Raw genomic sequence first — 23,818 nt, forward strand, 5'->3', positions numbered from 1 at the left:
AAAACGAGTCTGCCATGTTATCCAATTTACCCAATTTATCCAAGCTATCTAAGCTAAGCCAAACCTTTCAATCTCAAGCCAAAGACTACCTTAATCCTTTTAATAACCCCAAGTTGTTAAAGCAGTTTTTTAACTTTTATCCGCCATATTTTGGGGCGGGTATCCGTGTTGAAAGCCTTGATTTCGCCACCCATCATATTCGCGTGCGTTTACCCTTAAACAAACTCAATCAAAACATCGTCGGCACCCAGTTTGGGGGCAGTTTGTATTCGATGACTGACCCATTTTTGATGATTTTGTTGATGCAAGCGTTGGGCAATGCGTACGTGGTATGGGATAAGTCGGCGAGCATTGATTTTGTTAAAGCGGGCAAAAGCGATGTGTTTGCCGATTTTCACCTGGATGACACCGAAATCGATACCATCAAAGCCTTAGCAAAGGCTGGTAAAGCGGTATTCCGCAACTATGAGGTACAGGTGGTTGATGACCAAAATGAGGTGGTCGCCACTGTCACCAAGACCCTATACATCCGGTTACGAGCCTACAGTAAATCAAAAACCCAAACGGTGAGAATTTAGCTGAAGGGCGTTAGTCTTTGACCGCCATGGTGATGGTATAAGTTTTACCTTGCTTGATTTTATCTGAGTTACCAAAAACTTCGGTAAATGAGCGTTTCATAAAGTCTCGCAAGCCGTTGATGGTTACCACGTAAAACCGTGCGCCACTCTCCATCGCATTGTAGGCATCGAGCAAATACAGATAATGCTGTTCTTTACTGGCTTTGGCAGGTAAGTTACTCATCACTAGGCTAAATTTTTTGTCTTTTTCAACATCCCGAAAGCCATTGGATAGCTGAACTTGGGCATTATTTAAATGATTTTTTTGGCAGTTTATTTTGGCATATTCCACCGCCACAAAGTCTTTGTCGATGAGCAAGTGCTGTCCGTTTGGGCATTCACGGGCGGCAGTCATCCCCAGTATACCATAGCCACAGCCTAGGTCGATTGAGTTATCATCGTCTTTGAACTCGATATAGTCAAGCAGCATAAGACTACCCTCATCGAGTTTTTCGGGCGAGAAAATACCCCAAGTGCTGGTAAAGTGGAACGGCTTACCGAGTACGTCTTGGGTGAACTGGATGTCTTCGCGCCAGTGGGCAGATTTTTTGAGTAAGTCGGTGGGGATTTGGTGCATTATTTTTCTCATGAAGTTGGATTTAAAATAGTTTGGATAATGTCAAAAATTTTTCTAAAGTTTTCAAAGTCGATATCCTCAAAACCTTCTTTTTTATGAAGTATATTTTCTGCAAAATCGTTTTTCGATAAAGCTATAGAATTCTTATCTTCGCTTTCAGCTATTAAATAAACATCACAATCAATAATTCTTAGTTTTCCTGCATCATTTTTAATAGAAGTTATATACTGCTTATCATTGCTAATAGCTAACTTACTATCGAACTCTAGCCCATCAAAGAGCCTTCTTCCGTTAGTATCAACTCTTTTTAGATCATCATTCTTGTAATAATACTCTGTCGAAATTTTATCTAAATCCTCACTTATAGCAGGAATACAGAAAACAAATAAATTTTCATTTAATCTTTTGAATTTTTCATTACTATACTTTTTGTTAATACTCTCATCATCTCTATCAAAAATGGCAATAATTTTTCTATTACTTGGGACTTTTGAATAGCTATCAATGATTTGAGATAAAGCTTGGTTACCCATATTTAAATTCTCGAATTCGTGAAACTCAAAATCTAAATTAGGATAATCATTTTTCAACTGCTCAAAAGCAGCTTTCAAATGCTTCCAATCTGTCTTACCTTCAGTAATAATTAGCGGTCTAGTTGAATCTTCTATTCTCTTTCTTAATTCTTTTAGCTCTTTAATATGACTTTCTGTTAGCTCAGTAAATAGTTCATAAGATTTTGTAAATTCTTCAAAATCATCTATTTTTTCAATTGGATTCCCATTGGGCATATTTAACATCAAATAATCATCTTCATTGAATGCTTTAGTTATACCTGCGAGGAAAAAGGGTGAGTGAGAACTAACAATGAATTGAACTTTAGGGAATAGTTTAATTAGCTGCGGCAAAACATCATGTTGTAATTCAATGTGTAAATGCAAATCAACCTCATCAATGATTACTACACCTTCAATGTCATGAAGATTAATACTCTTATTTAAATCACCTTTGTCTGAATACTGGATTATTGTCGCAAAAATCCCTAGTAATGTACTCTGCCCAGCGGATAAATTATCTAAAGTTGGAACGATTTCCTGTTGATTTTGAGAGTCAATGATTCTGATTCTTGAATGTCCGTAATTTCTGAAATTTAGAGTAATTCGAGCATCTTGTTTTAAAATACTGGATAAAATGCTCTCTATATTTTGTATAGCTATTCCAAATAATATATTTGCTGGTAAAGGTTCTTGATTATCAGCAGTTCTTCCAATTAGCTGACCAATATTTCTGAAATCAACCTTACTATCAAGATAAACATCTAGAATCCAATTTTTAACTTCTTTCAAAGATTTTCTTACCAAGATTTCTCTATCTAATTGACCACTAAATTTTTGATTATCTTTAAATTGTTCGTTACTTAAAATTGTACTTTCATTCATCCAATATGGTAGTTCATACCTGTCAGAGGGGAAATAACAATAAGAATTTGAAGAAAAATTATTCATAAACTCATCATCATTTTGTGTAGGTGTTATCTGTTTAGAATTTTTATTTTCACTTAAATTTGATTGAGATACTAATTGAAGATTAGCTATCTCTCCAATTTTAGAATTACTATTATTGGTATCAATAACTCCACTTTTATCAAAATACTCATAATTTTTAACATTTTGAGAGAATTTAAGATAGTTAAAGCCATAACTAGCATTAGAACGGATATTTCTTGAGCCTGATACTTTGAAATATTTATGACCAAATCCTTCTTTTGGCAATATGTCACTAAAGGCTGAATTAGATAGCTCATACAGAGCATCCACAATTCCAGACATTAACGTAGTTTTACCAGTGCCATTTTTACCAACTAAAACAATAACTCTAGGTGTACCATCTGCCTTGATAAGTTGTTCTTTATCAAGATAGAATTTTTCAATTGCACCCATATTTTCAATCATTATTTTGTTCAGATACATATAATTTCCTTTTCTATTTTTAAATCACCTTACTAAAGCGATTGCCTTCTTTACTCGCCAAATAAGTATCAAACACCATCGCCACATTGCGTCCGAGCAGTCGCCCTTTTGGTAGCACCCGAATGCCTTTGGCGTCCATATCCACCAGTTTATCCGCCTGCATCTCGCCCAGTTGGCGGATTTCATCAATAAAATAGGTCATCGGGTCAATACTAAAGCGCGCATTCACATCTTTAAAATCAATATAATCATGGCATAGCAGATTCATAATCACATAACGGCGCAGCAAGTCAGGCAAGCGCGCAGAAATCACCTTCACCGCAGGCAATTTTCCCGCATTGATGAGATTTTGATAATCATTCAAATCCGTTGGATTTTGCAAAATATGAAGACCAATTTGGCTAATCGACGACACCCCAAACCCCAATAAATCACAATTGCCATGTGTGGTATACCCTTGAAAATTGCGGTGCAATTTGCCCTCACGTTGCGCAATCGCAAGCTCATCATCAGGCTTGGCAAAGTGGTCAATGCCGATATATTGATAGCCTGCGTCAGTCAGTGCATGGATGGTATTACCGAGCATGGTCAATTTGTCGGCAGGGCTTGGTAAATCCGCTTCATTGATTTGACGCTGACCTTTAAATCGCTCGGGCAAATGCGCATAGTTAAAAACAGACAGACGGTCTGGCGATATATCGATGATGCGCTCAACCGTATTGCGCATGCTATCCACCGTCTGGTGCGGCAACCCATAAATCAAGTCAATATTGATAGAATGAAACCCAAGGCGGCGAGCTTCCGTCATCACGCCTTGAATCATTTCTTCTGACTGCACGCGATTGACGGCAATTTGCACTTTTTCTTGCAAATCCTGCACACCAAAACTCACCCGATTAAACCCAAGTCCACGCAATATCTCAAGCGTGGTCGGGCGCAATTCTCGCGGGTCAATTTCAATCGAATAATCAGCGGTAGGTTTATCGCTAAAAGTAAATTGGGTTTGCAAAAAGTTCCACAATTTGACCAGCTCATCATCGGTCAAAAAGGTCGGTGTGCCGCCGCCAAAATGCACTTGTTCGACGATAGGGTCCCCTTGCATCAAGCTGCGTTTATGCCGAATTTCGGCAAAAAGATACGCTAAATAGTCGCCTGAATCACTGTTTTTCTTGGTGATGATTTTATTGCAGCCGCAGTAATAGCACAGATGGCGACAAAATGGGATGTGAAAATATAAGGACACTGGCACCCGTGGGTCTTTTTCTGCCAAAACGCGGGCTTCCATACCGTCAGCAATCGGGGTAAATTCTAGCGCGGTTGGGTACGAGGTATAACGGGGACCTGAGCGGTTGTATTTATTGATGATAGCTTCATTAAACAAATGGGTTTGGGTCGTGTAGCTACGATTGGCATTGGCATACGGATTTTCGATGATTTCGACAGGACGATCAAAGGTGGGCAGTTCGCTGTCAGATAAAGGGCGAGTTTGGTCTGTCATAATAGTCTCGTATAGCGTGTAGCATAAAATTCTCGGAATATTGGTTGTGATTATAACATAGTCATCCTAGATAGCAGATGATGAGAAAGCAGATGAATTATGCTATGATTTAGCCGTTTTTTATCAAAAATTTTCTAGTTGCTGCCATAAAAAAACGGCCTGCCGTGTATCAAGGTAGCCGCCAAGTTGTTGGAAAAGGATTTTAAAAATGTCGTTTGCTCAAGTATATACGCGCTCGGTGGTAGGTTTAAACGCGCCAAGTGTGATGGTTGAAGTACATTTATCGCAAGGATTGCCTGCAGTCACCATGGTCGGCTTACCTGAAGCAGCGGTACGCGAGAGTAAAGACCGTGTGCGCTCTGCCATTATCAACTCGGGTTTTCAATTTCCCAATCGCAGATTAACTATCAACCTTGCGCCCGCGGATTTACCCAAAGATGGCGCACGGCTTGATTTGCCCATTGCCATAGGTATCTTGGCAGCGAGTGGTCAAATTGATGAAACCGTGCTTGCGCAGTACGAATTTATTGGCGAATTGGCGCTCAATGGCGATTTACGAGCCATTGCTGGGGCGTTGGCCGTATCACGTGCGCTCAAGGCAGACCAGCGCACCTTGATTGTTCCCAAAGACAATGCCGATGAAGCGGTCAAAGTCGAGGGCGTGAGGGTGTTGCAAGCCGATACCCTCAAAGCCGTGTGCCAACACTTGATGAACGAGCAGCAACTCAGCCAAGCCGAGCATAAGACATCTTACCAATCAGCCAATTACATGCTTGATTTAGCCGATGTCAAAGGACAACACCAAGCCAGACGCGCGCTAGAGATTGCGGCAGCAGGCGGACATTCGCTATTATTTTGTGGCTCACCTGGGACAGGCAAGACCTTGATGGCATCTCGCCTACCCACCATTTTGCCACCGCTCAATGACCATGAAGCGCTTGAAGTTGCCAGTATTTACTCGATTGCCAACAGTGATTATGACTACGGCACACGCCCTTTTCGCCAAGTCCATCATACCACCTCAGCAGTGGCGCTCGTGGGCGGTGGCTCATCCCCCAAACCTGGTGAAATCACGCTCGCCAATCGGGGGGTGTTATTTTTGGATGAGATTCCAGAGTTTGATCGCAAGGTGCTTGAGGTACTCAGACAGCCCATCGAGAACAAAGAAATTGTCATCAGCCGTGCCAACTCTCAAGTGCGATTTCCCGCCAATTTTCAGCTAGTAGCAGCGATGAATCCCTGCCCCTGTGGCTACTATGGGGATAAATCAGGTCGCTGCCAGTGTCGACCTGAGCAAATCAAACGCTATCAAGAAAAGCTATCAGGACCTTTGCTGGACCGTATTGATTTGCATATTACCGTGCCTGCCCTACCTGCCAGTGATTTGCAGTCAGCACAGAGGGGTGAGTCTTCTGTAGTAGTGCGTGAGCGGGTGATACAAGCCTATCAGCGTCAGCAAGCCAGACAGGGCAAAGCCAATAATGAACTCTCCCCCAGTGAACTTGACCAATTTGCGCCGCTTGGCGATGCAGAAAGTCGTATTTTGGCAATGGCACAAAGTCGGTTGAATCTGTCCGCGCGCGGCTATCATCGCGTCCTTCGCGTCGCCCGCACGATTGCGGACTTGGCAGGTAGTGAAGCTATCCAAACCGCGCATTTAACCGAGGCACTCAGTTACCGTAGTCAATTAACGAATGCCTAATTTTCGTGCTAACTCATCATAGCGCAAGATATAGCAAGGCTATAAAAACGGATGTTCGCGAAAAAATGTGGGCGGCAGGTTATCGTATTGGGTGTCGTTGACGTATTTGGCTTCAAACTGTTTCTTTAGCGCTTTGTAGTCCGCATTGGCTCGGCACTCATCCCATTTTTGCTTAAAAATTTGCGCGGCTTGGGCTTTGATTTGCGCGGATTCAAGCTGCTGTGATTGCTGTGGCAATTGCTCACGCCCATGCGCGCCACTTTGTCCTTTTTTAGCGTCAGGGACAGCGCCGTCATATTTTTTGCCCCCTTTGTGATTGGCATAACGACGCGAGCGCGTATAACCCATTTGGATAAATTTACGCGCCATATCAGCACCGACAAAATCCCCTTGAGCAAGGTAGTCCAAAAACATCGCATAGATGGTATCACTGCTCTCGCGCGCAAGTTCTGGCGTAGCAAATCGCCAATGCGGCAAAATCTCAGATTTATACGGCTCTACCAATAACACCCCTTGCTCACCGCGCCCCACCCGATACAACGCTGGATGCTCGCGAAAATTCAGCGTGTCAAAGTTAAGATGATAGTTAAACTCGTGCATGACTCAAAAACTCGGTCAGCGTGGCAAAGTCATCAAAGGTATGGGTCGGGTGATAGTCACGAATATCCTGCCCATAGTTATAGCCGTACGACAACCCAAGCGTATCCATGCCCGCGTTTTGCCCTGCCAAAATATCGTTTTTGGAATCACCAATCATATAGCTTTGAGCGATGCTAAAGCCTAATTGGTCACAGACGTGCAGTAGCGGCATCGGGTCGGGTTTTTTGGCAGGCAAGCTATCACCTCCCAAAATATAGGCAAAAAGGTCTTGCCAACCCAATTTTTCGACAATCGCAGGCACAAAATCAATAGGTTTATTGGTGGCAATAGCGAGGGTATAGCCTTGCTCTTTAAGCTGACGCAACCCTTCGCTCACCCTGGCATAGGGCTGGGTTCTGACACAGGTGTTTTGATGGTAGTAGTCAAAAAAGAGGGCAAGCGCCTGATTGGTATCGTCTTCAGTGAAATTGGGGTCAATGGTTTGTGAGCCTGATAAGGCACGTTGCACCAGTACTTTGCCGCCATTGCCCACCCAGTTACGGATGACATTTTCGCTAAAGTTAGCTTTGCCAAGCGTGGTTAGCATCGCATTGACGGCGTCAGCCAAATCTGGCACGCTATCAATCAACGTACCGTCCAAGTCAAAAATAAGTAACGATTTTTGGGTGATACTTTCCCCAGTGGATGTGGGGGTTGGGGTGTTAAGTGATTCGCTAGACATGGTGTTTCCTATCGTTTTTTCACCAAAAGTTGATAGGCTACAGTGTAGCAGAATCACTTAAAAATACCATGCAACCGTCCATTAAAATAACCTAACCCTGACAACCAATTCCGCCTAAGAGCAGGTTTGACTAAAAAACGTTAGTTTTCGCCAGTGCTCGGTTGATAATCTAGTGAGGCATCATTGATTTCATGGCTAGCTGCCGGATTCAGCGCGCTGTCCTTTTTGGCACCCAGTTTTTGATAACGCACATCTTCACCGGTGATACAAAAAATCAATTGCTCAGCGATATTACGCGCATGCGCACCAATACGCTCTATCGAACGTAGCACCCATAAAATATCAATGACTTTTGCTACATAGCGACCATCTTCCATGATGTAGGTCATCATCGCGCGTGACGCAGATTTGTACATCGCATCAATTTCACTATCTTGCTCTATTACTCGGTAAGCACCTGTTGCATCAAACTTGGCAAAAGCTTCTAGCGCATTTTTTAGCATCATCTGCACAAAATTACCCATTTGATGCGCTTCATGATACCCAATCGGTGATTGACCTTCACGGGTGGCACGGCGCGCCATCTTGGCGATTTTTTTGGCTTCATCACCAATACGCTCAATGTCAGCGCCGCATTTACTCACTGCCATGATTAGGCGTAAGTCGGTTGCGGCAGGTTGACGACGTGCCAATACTTTGACCACCGAATCATCAAGCTGCTGCTCAGTAAAGTTGATTTCTTTATCACCATCAATGACATCTTCGGCGAGCTCTACATCACTTTTTACCAAAGATTCAATTGCTTTGGTGAGATTGGCTTCTGCCATGCCACCCATTTTTAAAAATAAATTGACCAAGTTTTGTAAATCTTGGTCATAACTTTTTGATAAATGTTCACCAATTAAATTCATGTTTCCCTTCCTAACTCATGGATTGTGACTCATGGACTGTGCAAAATTGTGATTAAAAAAGACGTTAAAGAAAAGCTAACTATAACTAAAAATTACGACAAAATGATGAAAAATAGCGCGCCTATTCGCTGATATTGCATCATATAAACCGAGCAAAAAACCTAACAAACATTTCAATGTCATCAAACTTTAACATAACCGTAATAGATTTGACATTTTGTTACATTAACATGGCAACAATTTTTCAGCGTTGGGTGATTTAAAACGCGACACATTAGTTGGCGACGCCCTAAGCTAAGTTACCATCTTCCCTGACAATCATCTCATTTGTCCATCAAGGAATTATTATGAAACTATCACATTTAATCGTCAGTGTGGCATTCGCTGCTGTAGGCGTACAAGCCAATGCTGTCAACATCACAGGTGCTGGTGCAACCTTCCCACAACCTGTTTACTCAAAATGGGCAAGCGATTATCAAAAAGCAACAGGCAACCAAGTAAACTACCAAGGTATCGGCTCTTCAGGCGGTATCAAACAAATCCAAGCAAAAACGGTTGATTTTGGTGCCACTGATGCGCCAATGAGCCCAGCAGAGCTAAATGCCAGCGGCTTAATCCAATTCCCCGCAGTCATTGGTGGTATCGTACCTGTGGTAAACATCGCTGGCGTCAAACCCGGTCAATTAAAACTATCGGGCGCCGTCCTTGCTGACATCTATATGGGCAAAATCACTACTTGGAACGATGCACGTATCCAAGCATTAAACCCAGGCGTTGCCCTACCTGCCGCTAAGATTACCACTGTTAATCGCTCAGACGGTTCAGGTACTACTTTCGTATTTACTAACTACCTAAGCCAAGTATCAAGCGATTGGAAAGCAAAAGTAGGCGCGGACAAAACCGTTAAATGGCCCAATGCTTCAGCAAGCGTAGGCGGTAAAGGTAACGAAGGCGTATCAAGCAACGTACAACGTGTTGCAAACTCCATCGGTTATGTTGAGTATGCTTACGCAAAACAAAACCGTTTAGCTTATACCCAACTTCAAAACCGCGCCGGTAAATTTGTGATGCCAGACGATTCAACGTTTGCCGCAGCATCAAACATTAACTGGGCGCAATACCCTGGTTTTGCGGTGACTATCACTAACATGCCAGCAGCCAACGCTTGGCCAATCTCTGCAGCGACGTTCATCCTCGTACCCCGTACGGGTGGTGCAAAAGCCAAAGAAGCGCTTAAATTCTTTGACTGGGCATTTACTAACGGCAATGCACAAGCAACCGCACTCGACTACGTTCCGCTACCTGCCGACACCAAAGCTGCGGTTCGTAAAGAATGGACGAAAGTTAAATAGTCATTTGCGTCAGCTTACTACGCAAATTAACCCTGCCGATTGGTGGGGTTTTTTAGCTTAAAATTTTGCCAAAAAAAGCATTACATCAGCTGATTATCTAACACTTTGACCGTCTCATCGGTCAGATTGCCCGCAGCTTTTTGTAGGTCAATGTAGGCATTTAAATAATCAAAATACGCATTAATCAAATCGCGTTTGGCAGCGTGATATTGGCGTTCTGCCAGTAGTGTATCTACCATCGAGCGCACCCCCAAATCATAGCCTGTTTTTGACGCTTGGGCGACGCGGCGATTAGCCTCCACGGCAACTTGCTGGGCTTTAATCGTGGCACGCTGTGCGATCAAATTTAGATAGGCTTGGCTAGTTTGAGTCATCGCAGCTTGGTACGCATAGGCGAGGCGACTTTTTGCCGCTTGCGCCTGCAGAGTGCCTTGCTCTACGCCTGCCCGCGTCCGCCCACCGGTATAAAACGGAAAATCCACTTCCACCCCAAAGCTATAATTGGTGCCATCAATAGCGCTAACATTATTATGGGTATAATCTTGCCACCCCACATTGCCTACCAAATCGACACGGGGATAGGTATTGGCTTTGAGATAATCGACTTGTTTGTTGGCAATCGCCACTTGGGTTTGTGCTAGCTGAATATCGAGATTATTATTTTGTGACTGCTGCATCCAGTTTTCGATACTTTGACTGGCCACAAGATTTAAATCAGGCGGTAATTTGATAGCGTCTAGCTGATTGATTGGTTGACCGGTGAGCAGTGATAACTGCTGTTTGGCATTTACGATTGCCACGTCATTATTGGCAATAGAGGCGCTGACGCTTTCAAGCCTGGCACGGCTTTCTTCGGTATCTACCCGCGCCGCTACCCCTTGCGCGAGTCTCGCTTGCATCATGTCATTTTGTGCTTTGAGTGCGGTGAACTCGGCATTGAGGCTATCTGTCATCGCTTCGGCGCGCAATACATTGAGATAGGCTTTGCTGATTTGCTCGATGAGTTGTTGGTGCTGCTGTAATAGCTGGATGTCATTGGCTTGACTGGCGAGCACGGCTTTTTCATAGTTTGCCCATTTATCAGCACGAAACAAGGCTTGGCGCAGTCCGATACCAATTTGGCTTGCGGTATTACCCGTGTCCGGGATGTTATCGTCTTTGGGATAAAACTGGTTATGTTTGACACTGCCTTGCAGCCCCACTTGCGGCAGCATATCGCCAAACGCTAGCTGCACATTTTTTTGCGTTGCTAAATAGTCATATTGCTGCCCTGCCCAATTGCCATTGGTGCGCTGGGCTGCATTATACAATTCCCACAAATCCTTTGCCATCACGGCTGAGCTGAGAGACATCGACCCTATCAATGACACTGCCATCGCCCCTAACCGCCATCGGGCGCCAGGCGCTTTACGATTCCACAAACAGATGCATTCCATATCAGTAATTACAACATTTTCAACAACCAAGGAGCCTCTATCATACCGATAGTTGTCAAAAAAATCAGTAATTTAGTTGAGTAAATCATCGTCACAAAATGGCTAAAAATCTATTAGGTAAACCTGTGAGTTTTTGTTAATATGGAGGTATTGACTCGGGGTGCAGTTGGATGACATACCAACGGCTGAGACATACCCGTCGAACCTGACACGGTTAATACCGTCGTAGGGAAGTCGTCTATTAGGTTAGTTAGACCAGTTTTTTCTAGAATCAGCCTTTTACTAGAAACAGTCCTACTCACCTATCTTCGCCCGAGTCCAGCAAACCATCACTTCATAACATAACATGGACTCGCTATGAACCAACTTACCAACGTTACCCACAAAACCCCTGCCCACCGTGACCCTACCGACGACCGCTTTGAAGAAGAAGCGCGTGATTTGACGCGCGCCTTGCCGGCATCTCGCAAAGTCTACATCCAAGGCTCACGCCCTGACATCCAAGTACCGATGCGGGAAATCACCTTGACCGATACCCCGGTGGGTGGTTTTGGCAAGGCAGAAGGCGAAAAAAACCCACCGTTTTATGTGTATGACACCTCAGGAGTATATACTGACCCCAACGTCGAAATTGACCTGACTAAAGGCTTACCAAAACTGCGTCAAGCTTGGATAGAAGCGCGCGGCGACACCGAGCAGCTTGCCAAACTGTCAAGCCAATACGGCAATGAGCGTGCCAATGACATCGCCACGGCTAACCTGCGCTTTGGGCATATTGACAAGCCAAGACGGGCAATCAATGGCAAAAACGTCACCCAAATGCACTACGCCAAACAAGGCATCATCACCCCAGAGATGGAATACATCGCCATCCGTGAAACCCAAAAGCAGCATGACCTAACTGATATGCGTCAGCACGCTGGTAACAACTTTGGTGCCAATACCCCCAAACTCATCACCCCAGAATTTGTGCGTGCCGAAGTCGCTGCGGGACGGGCGATTATCCCCAATAACATTAATCACCCCGAATCAGAGCCGATGATTATTGGTCGTAATTTTTTGGTTAAAATCAATGCCAATATCGGTAATTCAGCCCTGGGCTCTAGCATTGACGAAGAAGTTGCCAAGATGACTTGGGCTACCCGTTGGGGCGCGGACACCATCATGGACTTATCAACCGGTAAGCATATCCATGAAACCCGTGAATGGATTATCCGTAACTCCCCCGTGCCCATCGGTACCGTACCGATTTATCAAGCCCTAGAAAAAGTGGATGGCGTTGCCGAAGATTTGACATGGGACATCTTTAAAGACACCTTGATTGAACAAGCCGAGCAAGGTGTTGATTATTTTACCATTCACGCGGGCGTACTGCTGCGCTACGTACCGGTGACCGCCAATCGTTTGACGGGTATCGTGTCACGCGGCGGCTCGATTATGGCACAGTGGTGTCTTGCCCATCATAAAGAGAATTTTCTTTATACCCACTTTGAAGAAATTTGCGAGATTATGAAAGCCTACGATGTGGCGTTTAGTCTGGGTGATGGTTTGCGTCCCGGTTGCCTACAAGACGCCAACGATGATGCGCAGTTTGGTGAGCTCAAAACCTTGGGTGAGCTGACCCAAGTGGCATGGCAACATGATGTACAAGTTATGATTGAAGGTCCAGGACACGTTGCCATGAACCGTATCAAAGAAAACATGGACTTACAGCTTGAAGTCTGTAAAGAAGCGCCTTTTTACACACTCGGACCTTTGACGACCGATATCGCCCCAGGCTACGACCACATCACATCCGCCATTGGTGCGGCGATGATTGGTTGGTACGGCACGGCCATGCTGTGCTATGTCACGCCAAAAGAGCATTTAGGTCTGCCGAACAAAAAGGATGTCAAAGACGGTATCATCACTTATAAAATCGCAGCGCACGCGGCAGATTTGGCAAAAGGACACCCAGGTGCCCAAGCGCGGGATAACGCCTTGTCAAAAGCACGCTTTGAGTTTCGCTGGGATGACCAGTTTAATCTCAGCCTAGACCCAGACACGGCACGTGAATTTCATGATGAAACCTTGCCAAAAGAAGCGCATAAATCGGCGCATTTTTGCTCGATGTGCGGTCCAAAATTCTGCTCAATGAAAATCACCCAAAACGTGCGGGATTATGCAGCAGGGCTTGAGTTTAATAAACCACAGCTTGGGCAAGACATCACCCCTGATACAGGCGAGTTATCGGATGCCAGCCACGCTATCAAGCAGGTGGATACTGAATTGGTCGGGCAAGTCGGTGAAGCGTCTGCCGATGAAGTCCGCCTAGGCATGGAGCAGATGAAGCAAAAATTTATTGAGGAAGGTAAGCAGTTATATAAAGAAGTTTAAATTTTTTGGTAAAAAATAGGGTAGTTAATCTACCTTATTTTTTTAATACCGCTTAATTTTTTCAAAAAAATCATTGTCCAGTACAAGCTTTGGCTTAGAATCTACTTGCTTTAACCCCACTTCATGCTCCATCATCAGCTCAATTAGTGCCATTTGGTCAATCAAGATTAAACTATGCGACTCAAGGTTTTCGAAATAATCGAGCGCGGGTTTGGTAAAGCTAGTTGTGGTAATAAAAATACCATGATGGCTGTCTTTCTGCGGTGGATAGCCGCCCACAAAGTTTCTTAATTCGCGATTTGAAATATTATTACCTTGGGAGTAAAGTTTTGCTTGAATATAGTACGTATGCCGTTCTTCATTAGAAAATATTTGAGTAATCATACCGTCAATACCGCCGTCATTGGCTTTTCCTGTATGGTGCGAACTTAAGTTACTTTCTGGACTTTCATTCTCTAGTGAACGCTCTACCAATTTCACGCAAAACCATTCAAATTGTAATGGTGTTAAATTATCAAGTTGGGTCAATATCATGTCTGGGGTAACTTTTACATTGCCATCGCTGACCATGGCATCTTGATAGTTATTCATAAATAATGACGTGCGGCGCGTTGTCTCATTGATAAAATAGTTAATCAATGGGTCACCACGTTTGCCATATGCCACTTGATTAACTTTTTTAAGATCTTGAAAAGACTTTTCATCAAAGCGTTTTAAGTTTGCGATATAATCATTATTTGGGATACCTTTCATAAGATATTGTGAAAAATTTTCATTGGCTAACCAAAAAAATATCTTGCCAAGTGGATCTATCCTAACGAGATTTTTTATGGTTACTTTTTCATCAAAGGTAATTAAGCTTGCAAACTCTTTACCAATATTTGGCTGCAAACTAAAACAGTTCTCTTTGATAACACCCATGGCAGATAAGCACATTAATATCAAATTAGTCAGTGGCTCGTAACAAGGTGTCCCTTCCTCATATTCATTTTGAATGTCAAATTGGCTTAAGTAGCTAATACTTTTTTGATCGTCACTTAATTGGGCAACCTTATCAAACTCACGAAAAAATAAGTTTTGACTAATACTGCTACGCCCACTAAGATTCTTTAGCGTTTGAATCCCTGAATTTAGTAAATCACCAAATGGGGGTAATTTGGTGATATTTGCTGTTTCGCCCATTATTGTTTCCTTCAATACATTAGCCTTATCTAGTAAGCATCGAACCCATATGCGTTAATTTAGTCTTTCAGCCCAAGCACATCTTGCATATCAAACTGTCCTGTTTGCTGCTCATTGACCCACACCGCAGCACGCACCGCCCCTGCGGCAAAGGTCATACGCTCACGCGCCTTATGGGTGATTTCAACAATTTCACCATCAGCAATAAACATCACGGTATGGTCGCCGACAATCTCGCCACCGCGAATGGCATGGATACCAATCTCACCTGCTTTGCGCGCGCCAGTTTGACCTTCGCGACCATAAATCGCCACGTCTTTTAGGTTTTGACCGCGTCCTTTGGCAACCGCTTCAGCCATCATATAAGCGGTGCCCGATGGTGCATCAATTTTGTGTTTATGGTGGGCTTCGATGACTTCGACATCAGCGCTGTCACCAAATGCTTTGGCAGCCATTTCAAGCAGCTTAAGGGTTAAATTCACCCCAGTTGAATAATTACCTGCATATACGATGGCGATTTTTTCACTTGCCTGTTTTAAGTTGGCGTTTTGCTCATCATTTAGACCTGTTGTCCCAATGACCATATTGACGCCTTTGGCAGCACAAAGTTGTAAGTTTTTGGCAGTCGACTCAGGCAAGCTAAAATCTATGAGCACGTCAATATCATGAATAACCCCTGCCAAGTCATCGACCAAAGCGACATTAATTTTGTCAAGATTAACTAGCTCTCCCGCATCCACGCCCAACAAGCTTGAGCCTTGACGCTCTATCGCCCCTGCAAGGGTAGTTTGTGGATTTTGTGCCACTGCTTGAATCAGCATACGTCCCATGCGCCCACCTGCGCCTATGACCCCGATTTTTACCATTTGCTTATCCTTTATCTCGCCCAATTACCTAGTGTAACTTTCTGATTTGATTTTCTAGCCTGATTTTCTAGTATAACTTTCTAAGTTCAAATCATAACAGCTTGTCTCGCTGAATCCTAGCTTAGCTCAATATTGCCTTATACAAAAAAACCCTTGCAATCATTACAAGGGTTCGATGTTTCACGTGAAACATCTATCAAACACTATAAACCAATAAAACCTAGTCAAACAAGTCTTTGACATCTTCTTTGAGTTTATCAAAGAAAGATTTTTTCTGGGGCGATTGTTGATGATCACCCATGGATGATTGTAGCTGACGAAGTAGCTCTTTTTGTTTGTTGTTAAGGTTGGTCGGTGTCTCTACCACCACACGGCATAACAAGTCACCTTTCATCGTCGTGCGCACGGGGGTAACGCCTTTGCCTTTGATACGGAATACTTTGTGGCTTTGGGTGCCTTCGGGAATGCGTAAATTGATACGTCCTTCAAGCGTTGGTACTTCCACCTCACGACCTAAGGCTGCATCCGCAAAGCTGATTGGCACATCCATGTATAAATCAGCGCCTTCACGGGTAAAAATAGGGTGCTGTGCCACACGGATTTCAACATACAAGTCGCCGCTTTCACCGCCTGCAATCGCTTCACCTTCGCCCGTTAAACGTATCCGATCGCCATTGTCGATGCCGGCAGGAATGGTTACTTCAAGGGTGCGTGATTTTTCTTTAACACCCGAGCCATGACAATCATTGCAAGGATTTTTGATTTGTTTACCTGAGCCGCCACAGTTGGGGCAGGTTTGTTGCACAGCAAAAAATCCTTGCTGCATACGTACCACACCCGCACCACCACAAGTTGCGCAGGTCACGATATCGCTGCTGTCTTTGGCGCCCTTACCATCACAAGTTTCACAAGGGGCAGGTGCGGTAAAGGTAATTTCTTTTTTTGTCCCTTGCACCGCTTCTTCAAGTGTCAAATCGAGCATATAGCGTAAATCTGAGCCGCGTCTGCTACGTCCACCCCCTGTGCGACCCCCAAAAATGTCGCCAAAAATGTCCTGGAAGCCGCCGGCGCTGCCACCACGGCCGCCGCCCATGCCGCCAAAAATATCGCCAAAAATGTCTTGGAAGTTTCCACCGCCAAAGCCGCCACCGCCCATGCCATTCTCAAACGCTGCATGACCCATACGGTCATACGCTGAACGTTTGCTATCATCGCTTAGCACTTCGTATGCCATCGAGGCTTCTTTGAATTTTTCTTCGGCGGCAGGGTCATCAGGGTTACGGTCTGGATGATATTTCATCGCAAGTTTGCGGTAGGCTATTTTGATTTCTTGTTCATTAGCGGTTTTATCTACCCCTAATACTTCATAAAAATCGCGTTTTGACATAGTAACTCCTTTGGCAGCATAGTGTTGACAGTACGGAAGAGTGGGTTCGACCAGTAGCAACGTTTAACAGCTGCCAAACCTTTGAAAGACTAAAATTTAAAAATATGCAATATAGTGGCGATTTTTGTTAAATAATCAAGCAAATAATCGGCTATCAGCGCAAAAATATTTTCCTTTTTTTGCAAGAAAAATACGCAATAGCCTAGCCCGTTGTTTTAAACTAATTAGCAAACTCTAACTCTAATAGTCATTTATGAAAAAAGTATTATCTTTGCTAATCATCCTTGCACTGATTGTCGTCGCATGGGTATTCGCCTCCCCTTATTGGGCAGTGTACCAACTGAAAAAAGCCTATGATGCACAACAAGCAGACACTATCAGTGCAGCAATTGAATTTACGCAACTGCAGCAAAGTATCAAATCACAGTTAACCCCTGTATTAATAGAAAAAGCCAGTCATATCGCAAAATCCCCTATTTTGCAGATGCTCAATATCGCGCTAAACCCTAATGACCTAGTGAATAAAATGGTTAATCAAGCCGTGGATAATACCGTCACGCCAGAGGGCGTACAGTATGCGCTGACAGGACAAGCGACCAGCGAGCCGCTCAAAACAAATGTCAAACTGCTAGGAGGCTTGGTGGCAGTAGCGATGGATAAGATTGATATCAAAGACTTGATTTTGGCGCGCAATTCAGCTGAGCTTAACCAAAAAATCAAACAACAACTGCAATCGCCTAATCCCAATGCTCCCACAGCAACGTCACAAACCCGACCGACCACACACTATTGTGGTGTTAACTGTTTTGAAGTCACCGGACAACTGCGTGGCTATCCCTTAACGCTCCGCTTGCAGCGCCAACGGCTTATTCATTGGAAAATCGTGGGTGTGACACTGCCGCTAAATCCTTAAAACTGGTCAATTTCTTCAGCGGTCAAAAATCGGCTTTCGCCTTTTTCTAATCCTGCTAAGGTAATGTTACCGATGCTGGCACGGTGTAGCTCAATGACTTTATTGCCAAAGTAGCCCATCATGCGTTTGACTTGGTGGTATTTGCCTTCCGTGAGTACCAGCTTGGCATGGGTAGCATCAGAAAAACTTAACTCAGCGGGTTTGGTTTTATCATACTCGTCTTCAAGCATGATGCCTTTTGCCAATTCTTTAATCGCAAATGCCTGTTGTGCTTCAGTCATTGGGTCGGCAAGTGTCAACTCATACACCTTTGCCACATGATGTTTGGGGCTGGTGACGCGGTGCAAAAAGCCACCATCATCACTGAGTAGTAGCGCACCTGTGGTATCGACATCGAGTCGCCCTGCAATCCGCAAACTACCTAGCTGGGGTACATCAATCAAGTCTGTAACAATCGGCCATTCTTTTGGCTTTAGGGTGCATTCAAAGCCTTCTGGCTTATATAACAGTAAGTAGCGATTGCCCATCGCGACCGATAATGGCTCACCCGCCCATTCGATATCGTCACCCACTTCATCGATGTGTAGGCTTGAATCTTTGACCACCTCGCCATTGACAGTGACTTCGCCTGCGTGCAAGATTTTTTTGCAGTCTTTACGCGATAGCTCGGTGGCTTTGCTTAAAAATTTGTCTAAACGCATTTTTTTGTTATCCTAGTGCTTGTTTTGTTTATTGTAACATAGATTAACCATGACCTATTACACGCTTAGCGACCCATGTACTGCCACACTTGAGATTAAAAAAAGCCAATTTTTGGGCTTTGGCTTTGCCATTGATAGCCGCGAGCAATTAATGTTTCACGTGGAACAATTACGCAACCAGTATCCCGATGCACGCCATTTCTGCTATGGCTATATTATTGGCGACCCGCACAACACCACCTCAGCCGGCTTTGATGACGATGGTGAGCCCAGTGGTACGGCAGGTAAGCCGATTTTAAACGTGTTACAACACAAGGGAATTGGTAACTGCGTGGTGATTGTGGTGCGTTACTTTGGCGGTATCAAACTTGGTGCAGGCGGTCTGACACGTGCCTATAGCAGCACCGCACAAGCCGTGGTTGATAACATGAATTTGCACGCGTTTGTGCCATTAAGCGTGATACTGATTGAAACCGATTTTGCCAATGAGTCCTTTGTCAGACATACATTAGACGGCTTTAAAGCCACGATTTTAAAGGTTGATTATGGTAAAAATGTCGTTTTGACGGTGGAGCTTGCGCAAAAGTCGGTTCAAGCACTCAGCGAAAAAATCGGCTTTTACGGGACTGTGAAAGCCAGTGAATAACCAAAAGCAAATAACCACAGCAGTAGCGTAAAAGTGATAGCCTAGGAAAATTGTTCTCAAAAAAACCTACAAAATACCCCAAACTTAGCTCATAAGTCGCCATGAAAAAACTGTCAAAAAGCCGTAAAATAGTCAAAAATCATAACAATCACTAGGTATATTATGAACATTCATCAACTACCCCTAACGCCATTTCGCACCCCGTTTTTTTTAGCCAACCCCCACGTTCAAACCATTTTACCCAAGTTTATCAAACTGCCAAAACCTAACTATCAGCGACACCTTCACCCTGACCGCACCGGCACCACCCAAGTGGCTTATGACTTTGTATTTGCCAATACCGACAATCAGCCAAACCTTGATAAGCCATTGGCGGTGATGTTTCATGGGCTTGAAGGCAGTAGCGACAGCCATTATGCCATTGCCTTTGCCCACCAAGCGCACCGATTGGGGTATGATGCGGTTATCGTCCATTTTCGCGGCTGCGGCGGGGTGGATAATACCTCAGAATTGGACTATAACGCGGGTGATACTGCCGAAGCGGTACATATGTTTGACCTGCTAAAAACTCAGTACGGCTATAGCCGAATTGTAGCCAGTGGCGTGTCGCTCGGCGCCAATATGCTGGCGCGTTATATGGGCGAGCAAGGCGATGCAGCTGCCTGTGAAGCAGCAGTGGTGATTTCTGCGCCCGTCGATTTGACGACTTCGGCAAAAGCCATGCATCGTTTTGTCGCCAAACGGGTGTATACGCCTTATTTGCTCAATCCTTTATTGCAAAAAGCCTTAAAAAAGGTAGACGAGCCAGCATTAATCAACGCCTTAAAAAATATCAAGATGATTGATGAGTTTGATGAGTTATATACCGCGCCGCGTCATGGTTTTGGTACAGGGGCGAATTATTACATCCAGGCCTCTGCCCTACCTGTACTCAAAAACATCACTAAACCCACGCTGATTATCACTGCCAAAGACGACCCATTTTTGGGCATTCTTGCCACCCAAGCCGATGTGTCACCTTGCGTGCGCTTACTGTACAGCCAGCATGGGGGACATGTGGGCTTTGTACAATTACAAAACAAGAAACTCAATGTAAATTGGCTGCCTAGCACCAGCTTTAAATTTTTTCAGGCTTGTGCTGACTGATTGCTATTGCTTCAATAAAAAACGCCATCACAATGACGGCGCTTTTTATTTAGTAAAGTTAATGAGGGGTTTTTTAAGATTACTTCTAACATTATAAAATGCCGTAATTCACCATGGCTTTAGCAATCTTGTTAAAGCCTGCTAGATTGGCGCCTTTTTTATAATCAATGCTCCCATCCGCTTGTTTACCATGGTTAAAACAATCGTCATGGATATTTTTCATGATGGTTTTTAATTGCTCATCAAGCACCGCAAAGGTTGCGTATTGACGTACCGAGTTTTGTGACATCTCAAGACCTGATACCGCAACCCCACCGGCATTCGAGGCTTTTCCCAGCGCATAAATGACGCCATTACTTTGGAAGATGGCGATGGCATCGGCATCACTGGGCATGTTGGCACCTTCTGCCACGTATTTAACGCCATGATTGACCAGATTTTGCGCATCTTGCCCGTTGATTTCGTTTTGGGTGGCGCAAGGTAGGGCAATATCGGCTTTGATATGCCATGGACGGCTACCGTCGATCCATTCTGCGTCATCACTGGTGCCGACGAAGTCTTTTAAACGTTTGCCTTGCGCTTTATAAGTTTTGAGCGCTTCAATTTGCTCTAAGGTAAAGCCATGCTTGAGATATAAGGTACCTTTTGAGTCTGATAATGTCAGTACCTGTGCGCCAAGCTCAATACATTTTTGTGCCGCATGTAGCGATACATTGCCCGCACCTGAGACCAAAACAGTCTTAGCCATCAAGCCGTCTTGATGGGCTTCTAGCATGTTTTGTAAAAAATACACAAGACCAAACCCCGTTGCCTCGGTACGAATCAAGCTACCACCTTGTCCCACCGTCTTACCGGTTAATACCCCGGTAAACTCCCGATTAAGCGTCTTATACATGGCGAACATATAATTAATTTCGCGGCCGCCGACACCGATATCACCCGCAGGTACGTCTATATCTGCACCAATATAAGGCGCTAATTCGCGCATAAAGGCATAGCAAAATCGACGGATTTCGGCGTCTGATTTACCTTTTGGGTCAAAGTCTGAACCGCCTTTACCCCCACCCATAGGCAAACCGGTCAATGCGTTTTTAAAGATTTGTTCAAACCCTAAAAATTTTAGTACCGAAAGATTCACACTGGGATGAAAACGGATACCGCCTTTGTAAGGGCCTAATGCATTGTTAAATTGCACACGCCAACCGCGGTTGACTTGAACATTGCCTTGGTCATCTTCCCAGTTGATACGAAATTGAATAACACGGTCAGGGTTGGTTAAGCGGTCAAATAGATTAAGGTGTTGATAAACAGTGGATTGGTCATAAACCGCTGCGATATCTTCCCAGAATTCTTCGACCGCTTGGATAAACTCTGGCTCATTGCTATGACACTGCTTTAAAGTGCTTAATAACTCACTGCTTTTCATACCACTCCTCAATTCTTTAACTTCATAAAAATAGTGCAAAAACACTATTTTGGTGAATTTATAGTAACTTAGCACTGTCATAGTAATTTGTAAAACTATTTTTCTGTACCCCTTTGGCACGGTTTTGGCACGGTGGGTTGCCGAAAACTAGACATGGGTGTTTGTGAGTAAGTTAACCTGCAACTGGATTTAATAGCTGACAAAGCATGATTTGTCCTTTAAAATTGTTAATTTTTAGCAAGGTTTAGCGGCTTTGGTTAGCCGCTAATGCGTATTTGACCTAAGGCAAACTTATGCACATTCATATTCTTGGTATTTGTGGTACCTTCATGGGTTCGTTGGCGCTGCTTGCGCGTGACCTTGGACATACCGTGACAGGCTCGGACGCCAATGTCTATCCACCAATGTCCACCCAGCTTAAAAATGCGGGTGTTGAGATTATGCAAGGGTATGCCGCTAGTCATTTACAACCTGCACCTGATTTGGTGATTGTCGGCAATGCCATGAAGCGCGGCATCGAAGCGGTTGAATATATGCTCAATGAGCGTATTCCTTATACCTCAGGTCCGCAGTTTTTGGCAGAGCAGGTATTGCAATACCGTCATGTATTAGCTGTCGCAGGCACGCATGGCAAAACTACCACTACCACGATGCTGGCGTGGATTTTACACTATGCAGGCATTGATGCCGGCTTTTTGATTGGTGGCGTGCCACTTGTTGATACCCAAGATGAACGCCTACAACAAGCGTTTGCCCACAGTAGCCATTTGGGTAGTGATAAAACTGCGGATCATGAAGGTTACTTTGTCATCGAAGCGGATGAGTATGACAGTGCTTTTTTTGATAAACGCTCTAAGTTTGTTCACTATCGCCCAACCACCGCAATTTTAAACAACCTTGAATACGACCACGCCGATATCTTCCCAAACCTTGCCGCCATCCAAACCCAGTTCCATCACATGGTACGCGTGATACCGTCAAATGGCAAAATCGTCATGCCAGCAGATACCGAAAGCTTGGAAGAAACCCTGAAAAAAGGCTGTTGGACACCGATTTGGCGGACAGCGCTTTCTGCCACTAATCCTCAAGCGGATTGGCAAGCCAAGCTAGTGAAACAAGACGGAAGCCAATACGAAGTCATGTTTGATGGTAACACGGGACAAGTCAATTGGCAGATGAGCGGGCTACATAGCGTCAATAATGGTTTAGTGGCAATTGCGGCAGCCTACAATGTTGGCGTATCGGTTGCACAAGCCTGTGAAGCCTTATCCAATTTTGCGGGCATCAAACGCCGTATGGAACTGGTCGGCATAATCGATAACAACGGCAAACAGATAGAAGTTTACGACGACTTTGCCCACCACCCAACCGCCATTGAAACCACGCTTGATGGTGCCAAAAAACGTTTTGCGGATAACCCAAACCGTAAAATCTGGGCAGTGATTGAACCGCGTTCAAACACCATGAAACTCGGTACCCACCAAGGTTTGCTTGCGCCGTCAGCGAGTATCGCCGACCAAGTCATTTGGTATCAACCTGCCAATCTAGATTGGTCAGTTGCCGATGCGATTGGCAATGCTGCCAACCAACAAGTGATGACATCGACCGATGCGATTATTAAGCATATTGCAGCGCACATTGGCGATGACGATGCGGTGATTGTGATGTCAAATGGCGGCTTTGAAGGCATTCATGGTCGACTGGTGAAGGCACTGCAGCAAGGCTAACTGTTTTAACCTTGTAATTTTGCTAGCAAAAATCGTGATTTTTTAGCATACTCATGATTATTTGTAC

The 23,818-nt window shown here is 44.4% G+C and carries 20 protein-coding genes and 1 riboswitch; of the genes, 8 read left to right on the forward strand and 12 right to left on the reverse strand.

Features of this window, described 5'->3' with window-relative positions; genetic code table 11:
• The first annotated feature begins 14 nt into the window (after positions 1 to 14).
• The gene (locus ACH0AB_RS05500) at positions 15 to 578 is read left to right on the forward strand and encodes a DUF4442 domain-containing protein (protein WP_406877482.1); all 564 of its coding nucleotides are present in this window, start codon (positions 15 to 17) and stop codon (positions 576 to 578) included.
• A gap of 10 nt (positions 579 to 588) precedes the next feature.
• Here ACH0AB_RS05500 and ACH0AB_RS05505 read toward each other — a convergent pair whose 3' ends face one another.
• The 3 genes from ACH0AB_RS05505 to hemN are packed head-to-tail and all read right to left on the reverse strand — an operon-like array spanning position 589 to position 4,659.
• On the reverse strand, positions 589 to 1,194 hold the full coding sequence (locus ACH0AB_RS05505) for a class I SAM-dependent methyltransferase (RefSeq protein WP_406877484.1): 606 nt from the start codon (positions 1,192 to 1,194) through the stop codon (positions 589 to 591).
• A gap of 8 nt (positions 1,195 to 1,202) precedes the next feature.
• The gene (locus ACH0AB_RS05510) at positions 1,203 to 3,161 is read right to left on the reverse strand and encodes an AAA family ATPase (RefSeq protein ID WP_406877486.1); all 1,959 of its coding nucleotides are present in this window, start codon (positions 3,159 to 3,161) and stop codon (positions 1,203 to 1,205) included.
• Positions 3,162 to 3,180: 19 nt separating this feature from the next.
• Positions 3,181 to 4,659 (reverse strand): oxygen-independent coproporphyrinogen III oxidase, encoded by a 1,479-nt coding sequence (hemN, locus tag ACH0AB_RS05515; RefSeq protein WP_406877488.1) that lies wholly within the window; start codon positions 4,657 to 4,659, stop codon positions 3,181 to 3,183.
• 208 nt (positions 4,660 to 4,867) lie between these two features.
• Between hemN and ACH0AB_RS05520 the strand changes: the two genes are divergently transcribed.
• Positions 4,868 to 6,361, forward strand: a complete 1,494-nt coding sequence (locus ACH0AB_RS05520) for a YifB family Mg chelatase-like AAA ATPase (protein WP_406877490.1) — start codon at positions 4,868 to 4,870, stop codon at positions 6,359 to 6,361.
• 39 nt (positions 6,362 to 6,400) lie between these two features.
• Here the strand turns inward: ACH0AB_RS05520 and ACH0AB_RS05525 are convergent, their stop codons facing one another.
• The 3 genes from ACH0AB_RS05525 to phoU all read right to left on the reverse strand — a co-directional run bounded on the left by ACH0AB_RS05525 (position 6,401) and on the right by phoU (position 8,593).
• Positions 6,401 to 6,961 carry a DUF4385 domain-containing protein gene (locus ACH0AB_RS05525; protein WP_406877491.1) on the reverse strand — a complete coding sequence of 187 codons (561 nt, stop codon included), beginning with the start codon at positions 6,959 to 6,961 and terminating at the stop codon, positions 6,401 to 6,403.
• Complete coding sequence (locus ACH0AB_RS05530; protein WP_406877492.1) at positions 6,948 to 7,682, reverse strand: phosphoglycolate phosphatase; 735 nt, start codon at positions 7,680 to 7,682, stop codon at positions 6,948 to 6,950. The genes ACH0AB_RS05525 and ACH0AB_RS05530 overlap by 14 nt, the downstream gene beginning before the upstream one ends.
• Before the next feature lie 140 nt (positions 7,683 to 7,822).
• On the reverse strand, positions 7,823 to 8,593 hold the full coding sequence (gene phoU / locus ACH0AB_RS05535) for a phosphate signaling complex protein PhoU (RefSeq protein ID WP_406877494.1): 771 nt from the start codon (positions 8,591 to 8,593) through the stop codon (positions 7,823 to 7,825).
• Between the two features lie 347 nt (positions 8,594 to 8,940).
• On the opposite strand from phoU, the gene pstS reads away from it, so the two are divergent.
• A complete protein-coding gene (pstS, locus tag ACH0AB_RS05540) occupies positions 8,941 to 9,945 on the forward strand; it encodes a phosphate ABC transporter substrate-binding protein PstS (protein ID WP_406877495.1) in 1,005 nt (334 codons plus the stop codon).
• An 80-nt stretch (positions 9,946 to 10,025) separates the two neighbouring features.
• Here pstS and ACH0AB_RS05545 read toward each other — a convergent pair whose 3' ends face one another.
• A complete protein-coding gene (locus ACH0AB_RS05545; RefSeq protein ID WP_406877496.1) occupies positions 10,026 to 11,366 on the reverse strand; it encodes a TolC family protein in 1,341 nt (446 codons plus the stop codon).
• Positions 11,367 to 11,527: 161 nt separating this feature from the next.
• A riboswitch (TPP riboswitch) is annotated at positions 11,528 to 11,630 on the forward strand.
• 108 nt (positions 11,631 to 11,738) lie between these two features.
• On the opposite strand from ACH0AB_RS05545, the gene thiC reads away from it, so the two are divergent.
• Entirely contained in the window at positions 11,739 to 13,757 is a 2,019-nt protein-coding gene (thiC, locus tag ACH0AB_RS05550) for a phosphomethylpyrimidine synthase ThiC (RefSeq protein ID WP_312116042.1), read from the forward strand.
• A 42-nt stretch (positions 13,758 to 13,799) separates the two neighbouring features.
• Here thiC and ACH0AB_RS05555 read toward each other — a convergent pair whose 3' ends face one another.
• The 3 genes from ACH0AB_RS05555 to dnaJ all read right to left on the reverse strand — a co-directional run bounded on the left by ACH0AB_RS05555 (position 13,800) and on the right by dnaJ (position 17,192).
• Positions 13,800 to 14,939 (reverse strand): restriction endonuclease, encoded by a 1,140-nt coding sequence (locus tag ACH0AB_RS05555; protein WP_007116600.1) that lies wholly within the window; start codon positions 14,937 to 14,939, stop codon positions 13,800 to 13,802.
• A 59-nt stretch (positions 14,940 to 14,998) separates the two neighbouring features.
• Positions 14,999 to 15,805, reverse strand: coding sequence for a 4-hydroxy-tetrahydrodipicolinate reductase (dapB, locus tag ACH0AB_RS05560; protein ID WP_406877498.1), 807 nt, complete (start codon positions 15,803 to 15,805; stop codon positions 14,999 to 15,001).
• 220 nt (positions 15,806 to 16,025) lie between these two features.
• A complete protein-coding gene (gene dnaJ, locus ACH0AB_RS05565) occupies positions 16,026 to 17,192 on the reverse strand; it encodes a molecular chaperone DnaJ (RefSeq protein ID WP_406877499.1) in 1,167 nt (388 codons plus the stop codon).
• Positions 17,193 to 17,445: 253 nt separating this feature from the next.
• On the opposite strand from dnaJ, the gene ACH0AB_RS05570 reads away from it, so the two are divergent.
• A complete protein-coding gene (locus ACH0AB_RS05570) occupies positions 17,446 to 18,105 on the forward strand; it encodes a DUF2939 domain-containing protein (RefSeq protein ID WP_406877500.1) in 660 nt (219 codons plus the stop codon).
• On the opposite strand, the gene ACH0AB_RS05575 is transcribed toward ACH0AB_RS05570, so the two are convergent.
• The gene (locus tag ACH0AB_RS05575; RefSeq protein WP_076775626.1) at positions 18,102 to 18,806 is read right to left on the reverse strand and encodes a pseudouridine synthase; all 705 of its coding nucleotides are present in this window, start codon (positions 18,804 to 18,806) and stop codon (positions 18,102 to 18,104) included. The genes ACH0AB_RS05570 and ACH0AB_RS05575 overlap by 4 nt on opposite strands.
• Positions 18,807 to 18,855: 49 nt before the next feature.
• On the opposite strand from ACH0AB_RS05575, the gene ACH0AB_RS05580 reads away from it, so the two are divergent.
• Both ACH0AB_RS05580 and ACH0AB_RS05585 read left to right on the forward strand, forming a co-directional pair.
• A complete protein-coding gene (locus tag ACH0AB_RS05580; protein ID WP_406877501.1) occupies positions 18,856 to 19,452 on the forward strand; it encodes a YigZ family protein in 597 nt (198 codons plus the stop codon).
• 162 nt (positions 19,453 to 19,614) lie between these two features.
• Complete coding sequence (locus ACH0AB_RS05585) at positions 19,615 to 20,598, forward strand: YheT family hydrolase (RefSeq protein WP_406877502.1); 984 nt, start codon at positions 19,615 to 19,617, stop codon at positions 20,596 to 20,598.
• Positions 20,599 to 20,689: 91 nt separating this feature from the next.
• Here the strand turns inward: ACH0AB_RS05585 and gdhA are convergent, their stop codons facing one another.
• Positions 20,690 to 22,024, reverse strand: coding sequence for an NADP-specific glutamate dehydrogenase (gene gdhA, locus ACH0AB_RS05590; RefSeq protein WP_406877503.1), 1,335 nt, complete (start codon positions 22,022 to 22,024; stop codon positions 20,690 to 20,692).
• A gap of 293 nt (positions 22,025 to 22,317) precedes the next feature.
• Between gdhA and mpl the strand changes: the two genes are divergently transcribed.
• Positions 22,318 to 23,751, forward strand: a complete 1,434-nt coding sequence (gene mpl, locus ACH0AB_RS05595) for a UDP-N-acetylmuramate:L-alanyl-gamma-D-glutamyl-meso-diaminopimelate ligase (RefSeq protein WP_406877504.1) — start codon at positions 22,318 to 22,320, stop codon at positions 23,749 to 23,751.
• Positions 23,752 to 23,818: the final 67 nt, after the last annotated feature.

This window comes from Moraxella sp. 179-F 1C4 NHS, from assembly GCF_045370505.1.
Lineage (GTDB): Bacteria > Pseudomonadota > Gammaproteobacteria > Pseudomonadales > Moraxellaceae > Faucicola > Faucicola tetraodonis.

What these genes read in the sequence shown, in the direction of transcription:
- ACH0AB_RS05500 (WP_406877482.1), top strand. Translation starts at nt 15, where the DNA reads ATGTTATCCAATTTACCCAATTTATCCAAGCTATCTAAGCTAAGCCAA.
- ACH0AB_RS05505 (WP_406877484.1), bottom strand. Translation starts at nt 1,194, where the DNA reads ATGCACCAAATCCCCACCGACTTACTCAAAAAATCTGCCCACTGGCGC.
- ACH0AB_RS05510 (WP_406877486.1), bottom strand. Translation starts at nt 3,161, where the DNA reads ATGTATCTGAACAAAATAATGATTGAAAATATGGGTGCAATTGAAAAA.
- hemN (WP_406877488.1), bottom strand. Translation starts at nt 4,659, where the DNA reads ATGACAGACCAAACTCGCCCTTTATCTGACAGCGAACTGCCCACCTTT.
- ACH0AB_RS05520 (WP_406877490.1), top strand. Translation starts at nt 4,868, where the DNA reads ATGTCGTTTGCTCAAGTATATACGCGCTCGGTGGTAGGTTTAAACGCG.
- ACH0AB_RS05525 (WP_406877491.1), bottom strand. Translation starts at nt 6,961, where the DNA reads ATGCACGAGTTTAACTATCATCTTAACTTTGACACGCTGAATTTTCGC.
- ACH0AB_RS05530 (WP_406877492.1), bottom strand. Translation starts at nt 7,682, where the DNA reads ATGTCTAGCGAATCACTTAACACCCCAACCCCCACATCCACTGGGGAA.
- phoU (WP_406877494.1), bottom strand. Translation starts at nt 8,593, where the DNA reads ATGAATTTAATTGGTGAACATTTATCAAAAAGTTATGACCAAGATTTA.
- pstS (WP_406877495.1), top strand. Translation starts at nt 8,941, where the DNA reads ATGAAACTATCACATTTAATCGTCAGTGTGGCATTCGCTGCTGTAGGC.
- thiC (WP_312116042.1), top strand. Translation starts at nt 11,739, where the DNA reads ATGAACCAACTTACCAACGTTACCCACAAAACCCCTGCCCACCGTGAC.
- ACH0AB_RS05555 (WP_007116600.1), bottom strand. Translation starts at nt 14,939, where the DNA reads ATGGGCGAAACAGCAAATATCACCAAATTACCCCCATTTGGTGATTTA.
- dapB (WP_406877498.1), bottom strand. Translation starts at nt 15,805, where the DNA reads ATGGTAAAAATCGGGGTCATAGGCGCAGGTGGGCGCATGGGACGTATG.
- dnaJ (WP_406877499.1), bottom strand. Translation starts at nt 17,192, where the DNA reads ATGTCAAAACGCGATTTTTATGAAGTATTAGGGGTAGATAAAACCGCT.
- ACH0AB_RS05570 (WP_406877500.1), top strand. Translation starts at nt 17,446, where the DNA reads ATGAAAAAAGTATTATCTTTGCTAATCATCCTTGCACTGATTGTCGTC.
- ACH0AB_RS05575 (WP_076775626.1), bottom strand. Translation starts at nt 18,806, where the DNA reads ATGCGTTTAGACAAATTTTTAAGCAAAGCCACCGAGCTATCGCGTAAA.
- ACH0AB_RS05580 (WP_406877501.1), top strand. Translation starts at nt 18,856, where the DNA reads ATGACCTATTACACGCTTAGCGACCCATGTACTGCCACACTTGAGATT.
- ACH0AB_RS05585 (WP_406877502.1), top strand. Translation starts at nt 19,615, where the DNA reads ATGAACATTCATCAACTACCCCTAACGCCATTTCGCACCCCGTTTTTT.
- gdhA (WP_406877503.1), bottom strand. Translation starts at nt 22,024, where the DNA reads ATGAAAAGCAGTGAGTTATTAAGCACTTTAAAGCAGTGTCATAGCAAT.
- mpl (WP_406877504.1), top strand. Translation starts at nt 22,318, where the DNA reads ATGCACATTCATATTCTTGGTATTTGTGGTACCTTCATGGGTTCGTTG.